This is a genomic window from Candidatus Pantoea gossypiicola, assembly GCF_008632075.1.
GTDB classification, from domain to species: Bacteria; Pseudomonadota; Gammaproteobacteria; order Enterobacterales; family Enterobacteriaceae; genus Pantoea; species Pantoea gossypiicola.
Window position 1 is genome coordinate 366,588 of the sequence record NZ_VWVM01000001.1, and the last position, 17,582, is coordinate 384,169.

The following is a 17,582-nucleotide window of genomic DNA, read 5'->3' on the forward strand; positions in this document are numbered from 1 at the left end:
CCTTAATTTAGAAATCAATCCTCCGCCCCTCAAAATCCTGATAAATAAATTTGAATTTCTATAATTTTCAAACGACTTTTTTCTTTGGTTTTTTGGGTATATCATGATGAGAATAGTAGATTTTTGGCTTCAAATTAAACCCTTCAACCACCTCCTTCCAAGTTTGTATAGCTAATAAGAATTGTATGGAATTAATATCTATTAATTCTTTAACCTTTTTTGTAGTGGCAATCCATAAAACAACATCGGTAACGGACCTTTTAAACTCCATTGATCCTCTCTTTATTTTTTGGATGGTTGTTATAGACTGTTGGATATTATAAATGAGATCATGTGGTTTATCTGATATCTTTACGGCTATTAATGCCCCGTGTTTATAGAGATCTGCAACTTCAACATTATAATCTTTCCCGCCCTTACGTAGTGAAGGTATTTTTTTAAGCTGTCGATCTAAAAGCGTATAACCTTCTTCATTTGCCATTTTTTCATTGAAGTAATATTCTCTGTAGTCCAATTTATCTTTAGAAGTACCTTTGGCAATTTGTTGTGCTTTAATAACTTGCCATGCTTTGAACTCATCTTCCTTAAGATCATTTTTAATCTCAAAAACTATATTCCCTAAGGAATTATAAAGATATTTCATAAAAGCAGTGTTAAATCTATTCCAAACCCCTCTTTTAAGAAAGTAGTGCTCGCTTACTTCAGTGTAAGTAATGCTAAGTATTTCTTTCAAGGATACTGTGTGACCATTATTAGCCTCATTGGTTATTTTAACGTAAACCTTATTAATATCCTTTATAGCATTGTTATTGATAAATTCTTTTATATCTGTTATTTTTATATCATTGATTTTACTTGCCGATTGATGATACTTACTGCTTCCCTCAGTTTTTGTGTGTAACTTAAAATATGTCAAAGCGTTGTTTATTATAATTGAGGCACCAAAAGATTGAATCTCATCTATAATAACATTTGCGTTTTCTGTGAGAATTGAATTAAGTAGACGCTCATCAAGCTCTTCTATTTTTAACTCGTCCGTTATCTTTTCTGATTTAGGAAATTCAATTATTTCCTTAGTTGCCAATGAAGAATCTATATCGTTGAAGACATCAACCAATGCAGTAGGATCACCATCTAAAGTTAGCTGGATAGAGTCTGAAAATGTAATATTATTTGCTCCCCACTTATCTGTCTCTTTAGCCTTTGTTTTAAGATGTTCAATTGATTCGCCAGGGAAATATGAGCCTTGCACAAACTGTGAATATGATGATGCCTCCTGACTCTTACCTCCGCAAAAAAATCTACTTTTCTTAAGCAAGATGTTCTCATCATTAGCTATACGCATTGCTACATTTAATCCAAAGTCTGTCTCTATAAACTTGCTTAGATAAAAATGCGACTTACCAAGACTAATAAGATAGCAATTTTCGGGGTCTTTTTCTTTAAATCCTATCAAAAGGCCAAAATAGAAAATATTATGCGGCTTTTCAATTCCATCTTTAAAGAAATCACTAAACACATCCCACCACCAAACTTCGTTTCCTTTTAGCTTATCAGAAAAATAAAACTTAAGTTGATAAGTTTTATGCAAGATAGTCTTTTGCTCAATAAGCCCTTCCTTAATGATTTTCTTGGTTAAATCTGGTAATAGCTTGCATGGCATTCTATATATGTTATAACTCACTGACATTATAGATCCTTTTGTTACTTTTATTGAGGAACACTAAAAATTGCAAATGTGCAGGTTCATAAAAAATATACCCTAACGAGCTAAGATACTCAGTGAATTTAACAACTGCGTATCCAAGGTTTCCCTTGCCGGTGTGGGTAGTCCATTAGCAACTCTATAATCCTTGATAGCTGTTCGTGTCGCAGGTCCCATGCTCCCGTCAATATTGCCGTTGTAGAACCCCTTATCGAGTAATGCGAACTGCACTCTCATGATCAACCGCTTACGTTTTTCTGTATCCGAAGTCAGCCCACTACTTGCACGGTTGGCACCTGTCGTTCCTGATGAGTTTGTAGTGGCGGAGGTGTCAGTATCATTGGAGCGAAGTGAGCGAACAGAGGAAGATGACGACGAACGAGTTCCTGAGCTGGATGAATCTGAGGTGCTAGGGGAGCTGTATGTTTTGGGATAGTAGGGAGTGCTTCCTCCATAGTAACCACCGCCTGATGAAGAACGGTGGGAGCTGTGGCTACGGTGAGAACTGTGACTTCTGTGTCCTGCAATGTAGAACGGCACTTCGGTGTTGAGTGGGGCTATCACCAAATCATGCTCATTCAGGGTCATACCAGGTAAGTCACTGGCACCAGTAGATGAATCACTTGCCCAAACAGAGTTATTGAGAGCCAAAAAACCAGGAAGCAGAGCCGCGAAATTAAACTTTTTCATATTATTGGTCTCGGAGGTTGATGAAAACGGCCTTTTGATGAACTGAAATAACCAGCACAGGAAGACTTCTGAGTGCATTCATCACATTCTTTGGGATAGTAATTTTTCCAGTCAGAGATGGACTGTGTAGCAAAATCCCATGCCCTTTCAGGAAGGTGACACAATGGGTAATTGAAGATGGTAAGAGGGATACCTGACCTGTGTGCAGTGTCTACAGCCGAAAGGATTTGTTCGCTGTAGTTGTCGTGCTCTATGAAGATCGATGACCAGTTCTTACGGGCCCATCCAATCGACTCTAACCCCATCAGGGAGATTTGGTTAATGTTCGAGAACACACGACCAGCAAACTCAACGATGTCATCAAGCTCTGTATAGTTAGCCTGAGTAGGGATGACTCTCAGTTCTATGTTGATCCCTGAGTTACCGGCATTGATCATTCCCCTGACTGTTTCATCAAATGCTCCCTCGCTTCCGACAAGGTAGTCGTGAACTGATGCTCTTGAGGAATAAAGCGGTATCCCAAACGTGATTTTGATCTTCTCGCTTCTTTCTTTCATCTGCTGGGTAAAGCTGACATCCGCAAACTTCCGTCCGTTGGTAAGAACATGCAGTGCTGTGTCAGGGGAATTTTCGATTATGAAGTCCAGAAAATGCAGGAAGTCTTCGCCATAGAGCAAAGGCTCTCCCCCGCTCACTCCCACTACTCCATTCAGAGAGAAAGAAGCTATAGCCAAAGCTGACTGGTTAAGAAGCCAGTCATCATTACCTGTCTTGGGAGGCTGAGAACAAAACAGGCAACTGTTGTTGCACCTTTCAGTGACAAGGACAGTGTTATGGTTTGCTCTACGGGACAGTATCACCCGGAGCATGTTGCCGTTGTTGACGATCCCAATGTCACCATCTTCTATGGAATCGAAAAGTTCCTGGCTCACAATCGAGTCTGCAAAATATGCAGGCAGTCTGGAATTAAGTTGTGTCGCAGTGACAAGCAAATTTGGCAGATAGAATTGAGGATTCTTGGGCTTTGTTTTACACAGGCAATAGAAGCCTTGCTGAACTGGCAAGTCTGATGAAAACCGGAAAATATCGTTTCTCAACACCTCAGACATAAGCCCACCTTTTGAGCATCTCAGCCATTGGTCCATCCTGAGAGATTTCATTCAGTAGGAAGCGGAACATCCCTTTGTGATACTGGCAGAAGGTTGACCGACTCTTGTCACCAACAGGTTCGCCATGAACACTGATGTTCTGACACGGATCTGATCCACAGAAAGGCTGATATGCACAGGTGTCACAACCTGGCATGGCAAAGTTGAATGATGATGAGAGAGCGGAACGGTAGTATTCGTTGCTACTGAATGAGAGTGAAGCAAACTCTCCGGCACTGAAATTTGCTTCGGGATTTACTTTCTGGAGCATACGGCTTTCGTCGCTACCGTAGATCTTGCCGTCATAGTTAAACAGAATGCAGTTCAGCACGACTCCACTTGGTGATTTCAGATCTGCATAACCACTGAATCCCGGATTGAAAATCCGCTTTAGATGGATTGAAGCCGAATGCTCAACGACAGGTATACCCTTCTGGTTCTGAAGCAACACTTCCTGCATTAACTTCTTATAGAACTCAAAATATTCAGGCATCGAAAAAGTGAAGCTCTGCTTCTGAGCAAACCCATAAGGACTTACTGGCCTGATAAACATGTCGGTTAGGCCAAGGGACAGATGAGCATCCACTATAGAGGCTGGCTCTTTTGTCAGCTCCTTAGTAACTGTGGTTACCGTAGCTACCCGGTTTGCTCCCAGCTCTTCTGAGATTTTTCTAATGCCCGTGACGGCTTTGTTGTGAGCCTGAGAGTCGGTGAGGATACGGTTTTTATTATGGACGGCTTCATTACCATCAAGAGAGACAGAAAAGGTGATATTCCGTTCTTTAACCCAAGAGAGGATGCTTTCATCGAGTATTGAAAGACTCGTAGCAATAACCATTTCGAAAGCACCACTACCTAATGAACTATCGCACTCTTCATAAATTGCCTGGACGAGATCGAATCTGAGAAGCGGTTCTCCGCCCTGCACTTCAATCTTGTAAGGTGGAGTGCCCAGCTTCTTAATGGTGCTGACGATTTGCGGTATCAGTTCTGGATTCAGGTCATAACCGTCAGCGGTAACCGATGCTCTGCTGACCTGGCAATACTTACAGGTGTGATCGCACCTGAGAGTCGGCACAATCATGAAAATTGGTCTTACGGCCAGTTCGTTCATAAGTCGCTTAGCGAAGGCAGAACTCAGAGAGGCTTTTGAAACTGCCTGAGTAACATCGTCTGAAATGAACAATCTGCTTTCAAGTTGGCGTGAGATGGTTTGTTCTGGAGGAAAAATGTTATTGGCAAGGAGGTTGAGTTCTTCGTTATCGACAAAGCTGTGAAAGCCAGCAAGGTTGCTGATGAAGACTTTGCCATTGCGAAGGCGGTCAAAGTTGAATGGCATCGTATTCATTGAGAGAGTCTCGAATCGATGCTCCTCAGAACATTGTCGATGATAGAAGCCCTAACCTGACCAGTATGAGCCTGAAGCTTCTCCCTGAGCTTGTAATCATTCAGCAGTCGTTCGAACTCGAACTCAATCTCGTCATTGAAAGGTTCGAACGAAATGAGCCAGTGCTCGTTGTCTTCATCAAGCTTCCAGCGGGTAACTGCACTCATCCAGTAGAGGCTGTTTCTGATTACCCACTCCGAATACATTGTTTTATCTAATTTTTTCAGCATGACATTACCATATTGAAAGAAAATAGCTTAAAAAAAGAAACATTCCTTAACTATCAGCCCCGTCTAAACCCACCTTAAAGCGCACCACAAACCCAACAACTTAAGTAAACCATTGATTTAAATTGCTTTTCATAGAAATAATTACAGATTATTCTTATTGAGCATTCTAACCCCATAGAACTAATGTGTAAATTTGTTTTGATAAACTTCACTAATCATGTACTAAAGAAATTGGACAGATTTAAGTGTGAATGCATGAAAAACATGCAAATAATTAATTAACTTATTGTTATTTATAGAAGTTACCCAAAAAAGTTTAGCAGATGCACATCTGATGAAAATGAATGGAGGTTTGATGATATTTAACTTCATATGGATATACTACTGTAGTCTTAGCTTGGATAAACTGTAGCATTTATCTTAGTCACTGCCTTTAGCTCTATATTTTATAAAGGCTTTAACATTAAATTTTATAATAAATTTTCATAGAGTAATGGAGTAAAATCTGTGAGTGATAATAAAAGCAACAATAGAAATAAAAACATAATTGAGAAAATACGCAATTATGACTTTAAGAAGGCAAAAGAAAAAACTGTAACTTTCTTAAAACTGAAGAAAACAATTTTTATTTTATTTTTTGTTTATTTAATATCTCTTTTGCTTATGGCAGGATTCTGGCCTGTTTTTTATATATTTTGCTTTATACCATCTTTAATTGCTTTATTTACTTATAAAAAATGGCAAAAATAAATGCTAAGTTTTTAAAAAACATCAATGACACAACTTTATATCTTTTTGCTTCATGTAAAGCATTTACATTTGCCGCTAACGATGTAGGTTCAGAGAAAGTTAAGTCAATTGCTAACTTTTTTGAAACCGGAAATATTGCAATAATAATTTGGATAATAATACTCTCCTGCACTTTTCTAAAAACAATAATTCATGGTATAGAAAGCTATCGTTCTATTTCTGATACAGAACAACCTAAACAGTAGGCCATCTAAATTCGCATCAAATAATTAATTGAGGAAAAAAATCAATAGTATTGTGGATAAGTAAATCAATGACATTAATATTGCTATGCAGTGTGACATATTAAACCTCCAGATTTTAAAAGAATTAGTTTTTATTTTTATAATTCATTAAATTATTAAGTCAACTGTTAAATAATAAGCAAGGGCTAACTCATAGATGCTCCGCATCTTTGAGTTGCCTTGCTTTTTCCGCCCTTCGGTTGAAAAAGAAAGATAAAAGCAAAAAAAATACCAAACCCAACCCATTGACGCGATTGATGTTTGTGGTATTTATTATAGTTAGCATATGGATATGCTTTTAATGAAATAATATCAAAAGGAGTTGATATGAAAGAACACAATATCATTTTTGACGATGAGTTCCCTTCTACATTTACCAATGACCCTGCCGTTAAAAAATCACCCCCTAATCGTCTTCGCAAACACTCAGTGACTGTCAGATTAAATGAGGTTGAGCTGAGCAAAGTAAACCAGTTCAGAGGACAGCTAAGCAGGAGCTGTTGGCTTAGATCCTCAGCTCTTCTGCAACTACCCCCTTCTGTTCCCGAAATCAACAAAGAAGCCTGGCAGGAGCTTACTGGTTCCTTACAGAAACTGAATGATCTTACTTCGTTCCTGCTTCGCAGAGGCGAAGATGCTCAGCCACTATCGCAGGAAGTAAGTGCTTTAAAAGTGAAGCTGTTGCATGTAAGAGATGCTTTGCTGACCCTTGAAAAGTGATCATCGCTGATGAAGGGTATGAATAAAATAAAAAGGGGTAAGAACTTTCGAGGAGTAATCTCGTATGCGCTTGCCCCTGCTCCTCATCATATGACTACACCAATGGTGATTGGTGGCAATCTTGTCGGCATCACTATAGACGAGCTGACCGCTGAGTTCGCAAAGACTCAGAAGCTAAGAGAGAATGTTACGAAACCAGTTTGGCATAACTCCCTTCGTCTACCAGTAGGTGAATCACTCACTAAAGAGCAATGGAGGAAAATTGCTGACGATTACATGAAGCGAATGGGATTCTGTGACACTCACCTCCGTTGCTATGTTCTGCATGACGACGAGGCAGGACAGCACATTCACATCATTGCTTCGCGGATAAACGTTTTAGCAGATGGCCAGCTTTACCTGGGCAGGAACGAGAACCTTAAGAGCACTCGTGTCATTCAGGAGCTTGAAAGAGATCATCAGCTCACCAGAACGAAAGGTCCTTCTCCTACTAAACAGCCCAAAGAGCAAAGGAAGCTCACTCGTAATGAAAAGATGATGCAGGACAGGACCGGAGAGAAACCTTCTAAAAAAGTGATACAGGAAGCTATAGATGCGATCCTTATCTTCTTCGATACCATCACAATCGAAGACTTCATAAATGAGTTACAAAAGCAAAACATATCAGCGACAGCAAACATCGCATCAACTGGCAAGATGAACGGTTTTTCATTTGAGCATCAGGGAGTCGCTTTTAAGGCATCACAGCTCGGTAAGGCATACAGTTGGTCAAACATGAGTAAACGAATCACCGTCACTCAACCAATAGAGGCTGTTGCTCCTGAATCGATTGCCGACAATGAAAACGTTTCGAATCCCATTGAAGTTCCTCCCACAGCTATACCAACACCCCTTACGGCAAATTCCAGAGAACATATCCGATCTCGCTGGTTGCAATGGATACCTTACCTTGAGGAGCTTGTTGCCAGTTTAAAAGCTGTTGGCTCAACGATTCTCAACCCTCTCAAAAGAAACTTCATCTTGACCGTAATACGAACCAGCAACTCTGAAGCACCAGAGATTTCTGAGGTAAATTCTCAAGACTCGGCAAGAAAACCGCAATTTAAACCTCTTTAAACGGCTAGTTTTCAGATAGTTAAAATCATTCCCTAAGGCAAACACAACAAATATTTTCATTTCAAATCAGATTGATAGATAAAAACGATCGATCGTTATTACTGATCAATTACCCATTCATGATAGTCATTGACTATCGAAAGAAAGCGATCGATCGGTATAAATGATTTGCTAGACCCTGTTTCCTAGCCGTAATGTAACTTCAAACGAAACCACATAGCACACTGATTTATCAGCAGAATAAGCTGATGCATACGTGCGCCTTTGATTCAGAGAAACTAACCTTGGACGAACCTATGACAGCAACAACTGAAGTAAAACAGCCCAACTTCCTTATGATGAAACGGGTATGGATTGCTATTGCACTTCCAATTGTCATTTTCTATTTCTCTGGAATTCAGGGGTTGGTCCAACTCGCTCTCGTATGGATTTTCGCAAGCATCATGCTCTTGATGTTTGCCTACAAAAAATTCCGCATTAAGAAGTGGAATGCCAGCACCAGAGACCATTTTGGCGAGCAAGACGGTATGTGGAGTCATGAATTTGGTTCCACTTTTATGAAGCTCGACCAGCAAAGAGGACTTATCCATCTCAAGGAAGAGAACAAACAAAAAACCTATCCGTTCTCAGCAATCAAAGAGTGGCGATACAATTTGTCTACTACGAGAGAACGGGCTGGTATCAACAAAGAACTCGACCGCACTCATGATTTTAGAGAATCGGGCTTTTACATCGCAGTGGACGATGTTCAGTATCCAGAATGGAGAGTAATGTTCTTTCCTCAAAAGGGTGACTTCAACTCGCAGGAAGGTATCCGTGATACGGAACTGCAACTTAAGCGCTGGATGCATATCTTTAATAATGTAATTAATAGATAAATTAAAAAATCATATTTATCAGAAACTTAAAAAACCAATCGCCAGATTGGTTTTTTTTTACCTCTTAACTGTAAAGATAAACTTAACCATTCCGATAAGTTCTATGTTTTCACAAAATTTTAATAGGGACTTAGAATGGCTGAAGCATTAAATGAAGGCAAAATCATGCAGGCTCTTAACTGGGCTTACGATAAGGCGCTGGATGGAAGCATACCAGGAACAGACTCTGCTTATGAAATGGCCGAGAGCTATCTAAAAGGCGATGACACTTTAGTTGAAAAAGTAAACTCTCTCATTCGCTGGCAAAATACCAAATCCGCCACAACAGGGTTTGTCTCTGGACTTGGGGGAATCATAACCCTCCCTGTAGCAATCCCCGCAAGCATAGCTACAGTCATTTACGTTCAAATCCGCATGATTACAGCCATCGCTCTGATGGGCGGATATGATGTAAGAGATGATCGCGTAAAAACCATTGTCTATAGCTGCCTTGCTGGAAATGCCGCAAAAGACATACTCAAAAGCACTGGCATTATCATTGGTTCCAAAATGTCTACTCAGTTGATCAAAAGTATTTCTAAAGAAACCATTTTTGCCATCAATAAGCAGGTCGGCTTTAGGCTGCTGACGAAGTTTGGTGAAAAAGGAGCTATAAATTTAGGCAAGATGATACCTGTTGTAGGTGGGATCATCGGTGGAACTTTTGATGGTATATCTACAAATATTGTTGGAAATGTCGCCCGCAAAACATTTATTGAAAAAAGCATATTGTCATGAAGTAACTCGATAAAGGACGTAAGTCTTAAAGATAAAATGACGAATTTAAGAAAAATTGCTTTTACATTGAATATGCGAGAAAAACATGAGATTAGATAAACTTACAATTAAAAACTTCAGGAAGCTTAAAAACTGCACTGTGAATTTTAGGGATACGACTTTCTTAATTGGCTCGAATAACGCGGGTAAATCGAGTGTTTTTAAGGCATTAGATTATCTCCATAAGAACACAAATGTTTCATCTGAAGACTATGCAAAACATTATAATGAAGAACGAGATGACTTCATAAAGGCCAACGAAATAGAGATAATTGGTGAATATCATAACCTACCTGATATTGCTAAAGAGTGGGTAGGATTCAAAGGTCGTGTTATCAAGAACAGCGCTCCTGCTGAAGGTGAGACAGATAACATGATAGTTTATAGGAAAGTATGGAAGCTCGATGCAGCAAAGCCTGAGGTTTATTTAAAGGAGTATACTAAAACCAGAGCAGGAAAATATGCTCATGCTTCTAAGCCAATGGATCTTATCAGCGAAAATTTTGATATTGATAGATTAACTGAACATTTCGGGATCGAAAATTTAGAATTACCATTCACACATAAGAACAACAAAGAAAACTTTAATGACTTACCTGAGCTATGGGATGTTAATACGGATAGCGCTATAACGTGGGTAAAAAACCCAGGCGGAATACCTGGGAATGTATTATCTAAACTCCCCAAGGTTATTATTATTCCTGCTGAATCATGCATAGCTGAACTAACAAGTCAAAATGGAGCTTTGCTAAGTTTGTTAGTAGACCTATTCAGTGATGTGAGAAAGAATTCACAAAATTATGCTCTGGCGCAAACATACCTCTCTGCTCTTGCGAGAGAAATGAATCCTCAAGATGAGAATACTCAATTTGGTCAGTTGATGGAAAATCTTAATTCGATGTCGCACAATATTTTCCCAAATACATTTATACATGTATCTGCAAACCTTGATGACGCTGATAAAAGTATTAAACCACTTTTTAGCATAGAGATGGAAAGCAATGTTAAAACGGCTGTAAATTATCAAGGACATGGGATGATAAGGACAACGGTATTTCAGTTATTAAGATTCATTCAGGACTTCCTGAACAGAGCATCCGAATGTCCAAGAAGAACTATTCTCTGCTTTGAAGAACCAGAACTATTTTTACACCCTGCCGCATCTAATCAACTCAGAGATGCTCTTTACGATTTTTCCGGTAATAACCATCAAATTGTAGCTACCACCCACTCACCATATATGATTAACTTAGGATCTGATAAAAAAATAAGCCTTACAAAATTTTCAATTAGCGAAAATGGATTCTCAGCCACCAAAACGTTTAATATTGAAAAAGCTTTTAAAGAATTAAAAGCCGATGAAAAGCAAAATTTAAAGATGCTTTTAAAATTAGATGATTATATATCAAGATTATTTTTCACAAATAAATGCATATTTGTTGAAGGTGATACAGAGGAAATAATTGTTCGAGAAACAATAAAAAGATTATCGCCGAGAGATAAATCGATAGTAATAGGAAACTGCGAACTTTTAAGAGCGAGAGGGAAAGCTGTTCTAATTTCCCTGGCAAAATACTTAAATGCTTTGGATGTGAATTACATTATTATGCATGACAGGGATGGAGGAACTGAAAAGGCTGAAGCAATGAACCCTTTGATACTATCAGTGACTGGTGCAGAACGCAGAATAATGGTTGAAGAATGCATTGAAGATATACTGGGCTATAAGGCTCCAAGCAGCGAAAAGCCATACAAAGCGCATAAACACATAGAAGATAATTGGTCAGAGGCATTTGAAGACTTACCAACAAACTGGCAAGAAATATTTATTAATCTTCACTCACCTCATCTCGATCATTTAGCTCTCTAAGCTTAAATACAAAAAGCTAAAATCCAGTGCGGGATTTTAGCTTTCCATTTTTCATGCACATGAAAATATAGTTTAGCCTTATCATTTTAATTTATCTTCACTTTATTTAAATGTGTCATGAATTGTATTGTTCAAAAACAGCAGAACAAAAGTGTGCAATCCATGATTCATAACTTGCTATATGTGAGCATAGTGAATGAATATCATTGATATCAAAAACAACATAAGAAATTGAACCATGCGGCATTTTATCGCCAAAAATTTTCTTATAATCATTAGAGTCACCAGTAAGGAATATAATACCGTTTTCATCAGGAATTTTTTTTGCTGCCCAATGAGCAAAGATATTTCGATAGTCTCTTCGAAATTTTATTTCATTAAGATTATCAATAACATCTTTTATGTCTGAAAGAGAATGAACATAATCATGGACTGAAAATATAAGTTTCTTAATAATAAATGGGATATTGACTCTATCATTGGAACTTACCTTTATCACTCCAGCATTCTTAAGAGTATTAAATAGTCTATTGATATTTAACTCAATATAACTATATGTTTGTATGTATTTACCTAAAACTATAAAATCATCGTCTGCCAAGCTTTCAAAATTATCTGGAAAACAAATTTCAGCTTTTCTTTTCAAATATTCTAATCGTTTAGTTTTAAATTCAGTTGGTAATCCCATACCTCACCCCCTAATTTGCAGAAAGATTTAAAATAAAACTATAAACCTTAATTATTAATTTAAAAAATTACAATAAATATTTTCTATGCATTAATTGTAATTAAGATATGTCGATGAAAAGTAAGATGCCACATAATCTATTTGCAGAACACTAATCATCCAGTTTAAGTTTAAAGTTCGTGTGGCAAACACATTATATATCATTTTGACAAGGAATATAAAACCCTCATACTTTTTTCTTAACCTTAAAGTCATCTGATTTAAGCTCTGGTGAATGCGTAAGGCTCTGTTTTTGAGTAGCAAATATTCTTTCTACTTCATACTCATTCCAGATAATGTATTCGATAATAAACTTGTAGAAATACAGCACTCGTTCAAGGCTGACAGTTGAAGGTATTGTATAGAAATTTGGACTGAGCAAAGCCGAACTCAAAACTGCAATAATGTTGCTTGGTCCCTTCAGATAAGGATTCTGATAGTCTTGCTGATACTTCAAAAAGTATCCTACACAGAATAGGTAGGCATCTTTTACGATTTTTTCTTTATTGCAGTCTGATTCATCGTATCTAAGAATGAAGCGATTGAGGAGTATCAAAAATTTCTGATCTGGCAAATATCTGTTTAATTTATTCATAGTAGCATCCTTGCTGTTGTGAATGTCATCCTGACAATTAAAGAAATATCATAATATCCAATCATGTCAATAGTTAAAACCTATCAAATTTCTATTTGAATATCTTTTTTAGGTAAAGGACGATTAAGCTCATCGACTGTTATTTGCTTTAAGTGAGAGTTATACAGCCATATCTTAAACTGCTCTAAATATTTGTTATTCAATGCTATCAAAGCTTCGTTTTCAGTTTCGAGCCTTTTTATTCTCTGACAAGCAATCTTTAAATTAGCAGGTTTAACCGCACATGTTTCTTTCACACCAGACTTGAGAAGCATCTTTTTTGAATTAAAACAATCTACAACTTTAACATGACTACTCAAAGATTGTCTTGAAGGTCTTTTCCCAATGACCTTTATCAACTCGTCACATAAAGCCTCCCAGGTCAGCTTCTCATCGTCATTCCAGGTATTAATAACTTTCATTATCAATTTTTCATCGTAACCAGTAATATGTTTAGCCATTTATTCTCCTTTTATTATTTTTGTTTGGAATTTATACCATTTATCAGCATTAACATTCCCATCATTTTTATCATAATTGGTTTTTTCAAGAATTTTAGTGTGTATCATCATTAGTTGGCCATCATCCGTTCCAGAGTCTTGTAAGGGATAATAACTACAAGGCTCAAAAACATATGAGTGCTTGCAGTAGCCATGCTTAGTGACGAGCACAGCTCCATCATTCAATAAATCGAATTCAGTTATGTCCATAACAGCTATTTCTTTTTTCCTATGGCTATTACCGGCTCCGATTGAAGTTTTATCTTTCATGAGATTGATCATTTGTAAGTGTGATCGGTGATCGTAGGAAACATTTTGTGAGACCAGCTTCCTTCCAGACCATCTGGCGATGCTAAACTCGTCCATACCATTGATTTGAGAAAACGTATTAAGTAGATGTCTTAATTGATGGGTCCTAAGCGAATACGGGCTACCATCTTCGTTAATATAACCGTGTCTTTTAAACAAGCTTGTAGTGCCTTTGATACTTGCAAAGGCATCAATATCCGATCTAAAAAACTGAGCAGTGGGTCTGAACAAAGGTGCCAAATGATTGCTCGTTTTCTTACATAATTGTCCCTCAAATAACAGACACAAAGCATTTGAATATTTGATTTTTTTCTCTTCATCATACCAAGGAAAATTTTGAGGTTTTTTACTAAAGAGTCCATATCTATATGACTCAGGAACCTTCCCTTCCATCGTTTTTGCAACAAACCTTGGATGGGTGGACAACTTTCTCAACCGGGCTATGGCCTTTTTAGCTACAGGGACCATTACTGAAGGAATCCATTTGATGTCTCCAGCATACCCCTTCGCTGAAAAAAACCTTAGACCATATCGTTCAATGCCGTTCTCATCATGCTCTGTAATCTCACAATCCGCAGGAAGGCTTAATATTTCCGAGATTCGTCCTGGTGCACACATCAGCAGTGCAAGAACAGACGTTGTGAAAATATCCCTCACAGACAGTTGGCTTTCATCTTTTGAGAAAATCTCCGCAATGGCTATGACGGACTTTATATCTGGTAATTTTGAGTGCCCTTCCAGAGAAGGTTCATAACCTTGCCAACTTTGAGTTATTTTATGCCTTAACGGATTTACCCAAAAAAAGTATGATGAGCTTGTCATTCTGTTTTCACTCAAAAATAAACATAGTTTCTCAAGTTCCTTACCAATTCCAACTGCTGTTAATTTCGTATATTTAGCCGTTGCTACTCTTACACACTCATCAAAAATGTTATTATTACACTTGACTACATTAGCTTCACCGTATGATTTCAATAGCACAAACTCAACGATCTTCAACATTGCCAAAGCATTCTGGTTTGATTTTGACTTGTTAAACGAGTGAATATGAAACATATAAGCCTTAGCAAAATCAATGAAGCTATCATCTAATCTATCTTTGCTGTTTCGATTATTTTTCATGTCAAACTTGTTGAATCTGTAACATCCCTTCCATATATTGCTTTCCCATGCAATGGCTAACTTAGAGTTGAAAACATTACCTTTGCAAAATTTAATAAAATCTACAACATTTAAATTTGGGTTGTTAGCATTGATTGGCTCGAATAAAATCACATTGGTCATTCAGAACTCCAGGCTCTAAAGTTTTTGCAGGTAAAACACTCTACGTGTTCGTGTTTACAATCAGTGAATCCAAAAGAATTTAAAACATATTCTGTAAAGAGCTTCTTGTTCTGTGTGCTATCGCTACCCTGAAATATCTTCGATAGAGGTTCAAAAAATGAATGAAGTTTCATATCAATATAGTGAACATTATCTGGGCTATTTTTTACGTATATCCCTGATGAGTTAATAGATTTATGGTCTAATGCTTTAGCGATCACTTCAACTGAGGCTCCTTCCTTTGCTAAACGAGAACCAAGGGTATACCTGAATCGTCTGGCATTCAGCCTTATAGGATTATGGGTTCTTGATGACTGGATATTAAATTTAGTGGTGATTTTATCTAATTCTTTAGAGATAAATGAATTCTTCATATGTAAAAAATCAGTTGCGATAATGGTATCTAAACTTTGACCAGACTGAATTGATACGGTTTTTTTGTAGTCCATGAATATAGGTAATTTATTTTTTATATGATTAATCTTCTGATTAATACTATCTTCGATATATTTTTGATTCATATCAATCAAGGTTGTTAGTTTCTCATAAAGGCAGTCATCGATACTTACCAAGCTAAACTCACTTCTAAAGTCCTTCCTTTGTTTAACTTTCGGTATATTTAGAAAGCAACCTTCTCCCGTTCTGATGAGATCTTTTGCTTTTAATGAGGTTAACTGTAAAGGCCTCCTTCCCGTTGTTGCTAAAAGAATGACATAGCAATAAAGACACATGGGAATTTTATCTTCTTTTAACAAATTGCTGATACTCTTAAGAACGACTTCCAGCTCTTCTCCAGTTAACGGTCCAGTATTTGGGTCTCTTCGTTTGACGGCTTCTCCTGTCAAATTATTTTTAACCTTTATTTTTTCCAGCATTGTTAAAGCTGAGGTTTCAACTCCTACATAACCGAGCTTTTTCCACTTCGTTAGAAACTTCTTTATAGAATTTAGTTTGTAGTTTTTCTCAGGGCCTAAACTAACATTAAATTGATAAACCGCATTAGCATCTATCGTCTTAATGTCTATCATTCCTAACCATTGACTAAAAATCTGGTTTATGTTTTTTGTGTAACCTGCACTGTATTCAGCCGAAAAGTAAGCCAAGGTAGTAAGGTAACCAATACGCATCGACTCTGGCATTTTGTCGGCAATTTTATATGGAAAAATACAAGTCTCTTTATCTAATTGCCATCTGATATCAGAAAGCTTGAAGCTATACCCCTGCATTGTTGCAAAAACCAGATTCTCTTTTCTTAAATTACACGTTGCCATTATATTGACCCTCAGTTATCTTTTTCAAAGATTCATATACTCTTCCAATAACTTCTTTTTCTTTTTCTGATATATGTTTGAAATTATAGTTTTCAGACATTTTTGAGTCTTTTGACCACCCCATGAGATAGCATCTCAATCCTGTTTTACGACTGATTTCCAAATTTGAACCATCAATTTCATTTGAATAGAAATAGTTCCATGAATGCCTCAATCTATGCCCCGATAAATTCTTTAATTCCGGGCTTGCTTTTTTAATGGTTGAAATTATTTTCTCATATGCTGAAACAGATAATGGTTCTCCTGCCGTTTTTCCTGCGCTGTGAGTTACAAACAGGAAGTCATGTTTTTTCTTTTTAGTGGTTTTACTTCTACAAGTTTGTATGTAATCGAAAATTTCCATCGCTAACTCATCTGATAATGGGATTATCCTTTCGCCAGTTTTAACTAATGGCTGATTCAGCCTCCGGTCTTCAATGCAGTCATGTCTTCTGAAGATACTCAGTGTGTTTTTTCTAAGATTTAGATCATTTACTTTAAGGTTTAGTAATTCACCTGCTCTCAACCCACAATTCAGTAGCAAGGTAAAAATGAGCCGGTTCCTGACTTGAACCTCCTTCTGAAAAGGGTTTTGACTCCCTCCGACTTCCAACAGCTTAAACAGAGTTTTTATTTGTTCTTCACTTATCGATTTGTCAGTTCTGTCATTGATGCTGAGTGAGCGATTTCGCGGGATGTGCGCCTTTATGCTTTCAATAAAACTTTCGACTTCATATCTGGCATGGATTCCCTTCATAGAATGGATCAATCCGCACAACCAATTTAGATAGCTTGAAAAAACGTGTATCCTGTAACTAAAAGTTCTTGTAGCAATCTGCTTTCCTTTTAGTAATCTTACATTCGTAATTTTTTGTTGATCGAATCTTTGCTTTGCATACCGTATCAGGTCATCGACTTCGGCTACACTTAGGAAACGCTTGGTTTCAATCCTATCAATGATGTTGATTTTCCTACTTTCCATAAAATTGCTAAGGATAAGTAGATTCGTTGCGACTATCTCCATCGTAGATGCAGTCGCACTTCTGTTCCTGACATTAGTTGTGAGATATAGGTTCTGATAGTAAACTGGTAGCAGTGTTTCTTTGTTGAGAATTAAGCAATCGCGTTCTCCATTGCTCATAACAAATTTTTTTATTTTGAATGACATTATAATAACCCTCCGAA

The 17,582-nt window shown here is 37.4% G+C and carries 18 protein-coding genes; 7 read left to right on the plus strand and 11 right to left on the minus strand.

Going from position 1 to position 17,582, the window contains the following annotated elements; all coding sequences use genetic code 11:
• Positions 1-67 precede the first annotated feature (67 nt).
• From F3I20_RS01630 to hxsD, 5 genes are all read right to left on the minus strand, one after another.
• Positions 68-1,690 (minus strand): DUF6119 family protein, encoded by a 1,623-nt coding sequence (locus F3I20_RS01630; protein WP_150036948.1) that lies wholly within the window; start codon positions 1,688-1,690, stop codon positions 68-70.
• 72 nt (positions 1,691-1,762) lie between these two features.
• Complete coding sequence (hxsA, locus tag F3I20_RS01635) at positions 1,763-2,395, minus strand: His-Xaa-Ser repeat protein HxsA (RefSeq protein WP_074399303.1); 633 nt, start codon at positions 2,393-2,395, stop codon at positions 1,763-1,765.
• Positions 2,392-3,504, minus strand: a complete 1,113-nt coding sequence (gene hxsC, locus F3I20_RS01640; protein WP_150036947.1) for a His-Xaa-Ser system radical SAM maturase HxsC — start codon at positions 3,502-3,504, stop codon at positions 2,392-2,394. The genes hxsA and hxsC overlap by 4 nt, the downstream gene beginning before the upstream one ends.
• Positions 3,497-4,891: a His-Xaa-Ser system radical SAM maturase HxsB gene (gene hxsB / locus F3I20_RS01645; RefSeq protein WP_150053162.1), complete on the minus strand. Its 1,395-nt coding sequence runs from the start codon at positions 4,889-4,891 to the stop codon at positions 3,497-3,499. Before hxsB ends, hxsC begins: the two co-directional genes overlap by 8 nt.
• The gene (hxsD, locus tag F3I20_RS01650; RefSeq protein ID WP_150036945.1) at positions 4,888-5,160 is read right to left on the minus strand and encodes a His-Xaa-Ser system protein HxsD; all 273 of its coding nucleotides are present in this window, start codon (positions 5,158-5,160) and stop codon (positions 4,888-4,890) included. Before hxsD ends, hxsB begins: the two co-directional genes overlap by 4 nt.
• Positions 5,161-5,667: 507 nt before the next feature.
• On the opposite strand from hxsD, the gene F3I20_RS01655 reads away from it, so the two are divergent.
• From F3I20_RS01655 to F3I20_RS01680, 7 genes are all read left to right on the plus strand, one after another.
• Positions 5,668-5,910 carry a hypothetical protein gene (locus F3I20_RS01655; RefSeq protein WP_150036944.1) on the plus strand — a complete coding sequence of 81 codons (243 nt, stop codon included), beginning with the start codon at positions 5,668-5,670 and terminating at the stop codon, positions 5,908-5,910.
• Positions 5,898-6,155: a hypothetical protein gene (locus tag F3I20_RS23820; RefSeq protein WP_150036943.1), complete on the plus strand. Its 258-nt coding sequence runs from the start codon at positions 5,898-5,900 to the stop codon at positions 6,153-6,155. The genes F3I20_RS01655 and F3I20_RS23820 overlap by 13 nt, the downstream gene beginning before the upstream one ends.
• A 366-nt stretch (positions 6,156-6,521) precedes the next feature.
• A complete protein-coding gene (locus F3I20_RS01660; protein ID WP_150036942.1) occupies positions 6,522-6,914 on the plus strand; it encodes a hypothetical protein in 393 nt (130 codons plus the stop codon).
• 9 nt (positions 6,915-6,923) lie between these two features.
• On the plus strand, positions 6,924-8,030 hold the full coding sequence (locus F3I20_RS01665; RefSeq protein ID WP_370513502.1) for a relaxase/mobilization nuclease domain-containing protein: 1,107 nt from the start codon (positions 6,924-6,926) through the stop codon (positions 8,028-8,030).
• Positions 8,031-8,314: 284 nt separating this feature from the next.
• Positions 8,315-8,908, plus strand: coding sequence for a DUF4755 domain-containing protein (locus tag F3I20_RS01670; RefSeq protein WP_223822594.1), 594 nt, complete (start codon positions 8,315-8,317; stop codon positions 8,906-8,908).
• A 135-nt stretch (positions 8,909-9,043) separates the two neighbouring features.
• Positions 9,044-9,685 carry an EcsC family protein gene (locus F3I20_RS01675; RefSeq protein ID WP_150036939.1) on the plus strand — a complete coding sequence of 214 codons (642 nt, stop codon included), beginning with the start codon at positions 9,044-9,046 and terminating at the stop codon, positions 9,683-9,685.
• Between the two features lie 85 nt (positions 9,686-9,770).
• The gene (locus tag F3I20_RS01680; protein ID WP_150036938.1) at positions 9,771-11,594 is read left to right on the plus strand and encodes an ATP-dependent nuclease; all 1,824 of its coding nucleotides are present in this window, start codon (positions 9,771-9,773) and stop codon (positions 11,592-11,594) included.
• 115 nt (positions 11,595-11,709) lie between these two features.
• Here the strand turns inward: F3I20_RS01680 and F3I20_RS01685 are convergent, their stop codons facing one another.
• The 6 genes from F3I20_RS01685 to F3I20_RS01710 form a co-directional block, all read right to left on the minus strand.
• Complete coding sequence (locus F3I20_RS01685; protein ID WP_150036937.1) at positions 11,710-12,282, minus strand: hypothetical protein; 573 nt, start codon at positions 12,280-12,282, stop codon at positions 11,710-11,712.
• A 226-nt stretch (positions 12,283-12,508) separates the two neighbouring features.
• Positions 12,509-12,916, minus strand: a complete 408-nt coding sequence (locus F3I20_RS01690; RefSeq protein WP_150036936.1) for a hypothetical protein — start codon at positions 12,914-12,916, stop codon at positions 12,509-12,511.
• Positions 12,917-12,999: 83 nt separating this feature from the next.
• A complete protein-coding gene (locus F3I20_RS01695) occupies positions 13,000-13,416 on the minus strand; it encodes a hypothetical protein (protein WP_150036935.1) in 417 nt (138 codons plus the stop codon).
• The gene (locus F3I20_RS01700; RefSeq protein WP_150036934.1) at positions 13,417-15,048 is read right to left on the minus strand and encodes a DNA-binding protein; all 1,632 of its coding nucleotides are present in this window, start codon (positions 15,046-15,048) and stop codon (positions 13,417-13,419) included.
• Positions 15,045-16,358: a site-specific integrase gene (locus F3I20_RS01705; RefSeq protein WP_150036933.1), complete on the minus strand. Its 1,314-nt coding sequence runs from the start codon at positions 16,356-16,358 to the stop codon at positions 15,045-15,047. The genes F3I20_RS01700 and F3I20_RS01705 overlap by 4 nt, the downstream gene beginning before the upstream one ends.
• Positions 16,345-17,565, minus strand: a complete 1,221-nt coding sequence (locus F3I20_RS01710; protein ID WP_150036932.1) for a tyrosine-type recombinase/integrase — start codon at positions 17,563-17,565, stop codon at positions 16,345-16,347. The genes F3I20_RS01705 and F3I20_RS01710 overlap by 14 nt, the downstream gene beginning before the upstream one ends.
• Positions 17,566-17,582 lie beyond the last annotated feature (17 nt).

Excerpts from the sequence above, each read along its gene's own strand:
- F3I20_RS01690 (WP_150036936.1), bottom strand. The coding sequence starts at position 12,916 with ATGAATAAATTAAACAGATATTTGCCAGATCAGAAATTTTTGATACTC.
- F3I20_RS01665 (WP_370513502.1), top strand. The coding sequence starts at position 6,924 with ATGAAGGGTATGAATAAAATAAAAAGGGGTAAGAACTTTCGAGGAGTA.
- F3I20_RS01680 (WP_150036938.1), top strand. The coding sequence starts at position 9,771 with ATGAGATTAGATAAACTTACAATTAAAAACTTCAGGAAGCTTAAAAAC.
- hxsA (WP_074399303.1), bottom strand. The coding sequence starts at position 2,395 with ATGAAAAAGTTTAATTTCGCGGCTCTGCTTCCTGGTTTTTTGGCTCTC.
- F3I20_RS01630 (WP_150036948.1), bottom strand. The coding sequence starts at position 1,690 with ATGTCAGTGAGTTATAACATATATAGAATGCCATGCAAGCTATTACCA.
- F3I20_RS01685 (WP_150036937.1), bottom strand. The coding sequence starts at position 12,282 with ATGGGATTACCAACTGAATTTAAAACTAAACGATTAGAATATTTGAAA.
- F3I20_RS01710 (WP_150036932.1), bottom strand. The coding sequence starts at position 17,565 with ATGTCATTCAAAATAAAAAAATTTGTTATGAGCAATGGAGAACGCGAT.
- F3I20_RS01675 (WP_150036939.1), top strand. The coding sequence starts at position 9,044 with ATGGCTGAAGCATTAAATGAAGGCAAAATCATGCAGGCTCTTAACTGG.
- hxsB (WP_150053162.1), bottom strand. The coding sequence starts at position 4,891 with ATGAATACGATGCCATTCAACTTTGACCGCCTTCGCAATGGCAAAGTC.
- F3I20_RS01705 (WP_150036933.1), bottom strand. The coding sequence starts at position 16,358 with ATGGCAACGTGTAATTTAAGAAAAGAGAATCTGGTTTTTGCAACAATG.
- F3I20_RS23820 (WP_150036943.1), top strand. The coding sequence starts at position 5,898 with ATGGCAAAAATAAATGCTAAGTTTTTAAAAAACATCAATGACACAACT.
- F3I20_RS01660 (WP_150036942.1), top strand. The coding sequence starts at position 6,522 with ATGAAAGAACACAATATCATTTTTGACGATGAGTTCCCTTCTACATTT.
- F3I20_RS01700 (WP_150036934.1), bottom strand. The coding sequence starts at position 15,048 with ATGACCAATGTGATTTTATTCGAGCCAATCAATGCTAACAACCCAAAT.
- F3I20_RS01695 (WP_150036935.1), bottom strand. The coding sequence starts at position 13,416 with ATGGCTAAACATATTACTGGTTACGATGAAAAATTGATAATGAAAGTT.
- hxsD (WP_150036945.1), bottom strand. The coding sequence starts at position 5,160 with ATGCTGAAAAAATTAGATAAAACAATGTATTCGGAGTGGGTAATCAGA.
- hxsC (WP_150036947.1), bottom strand. The coding sequence starts at position 3,504 with ATGTCTGAGGTGTTGAGAAACGATATTTTCCGGTTTTCATCAGACTTG.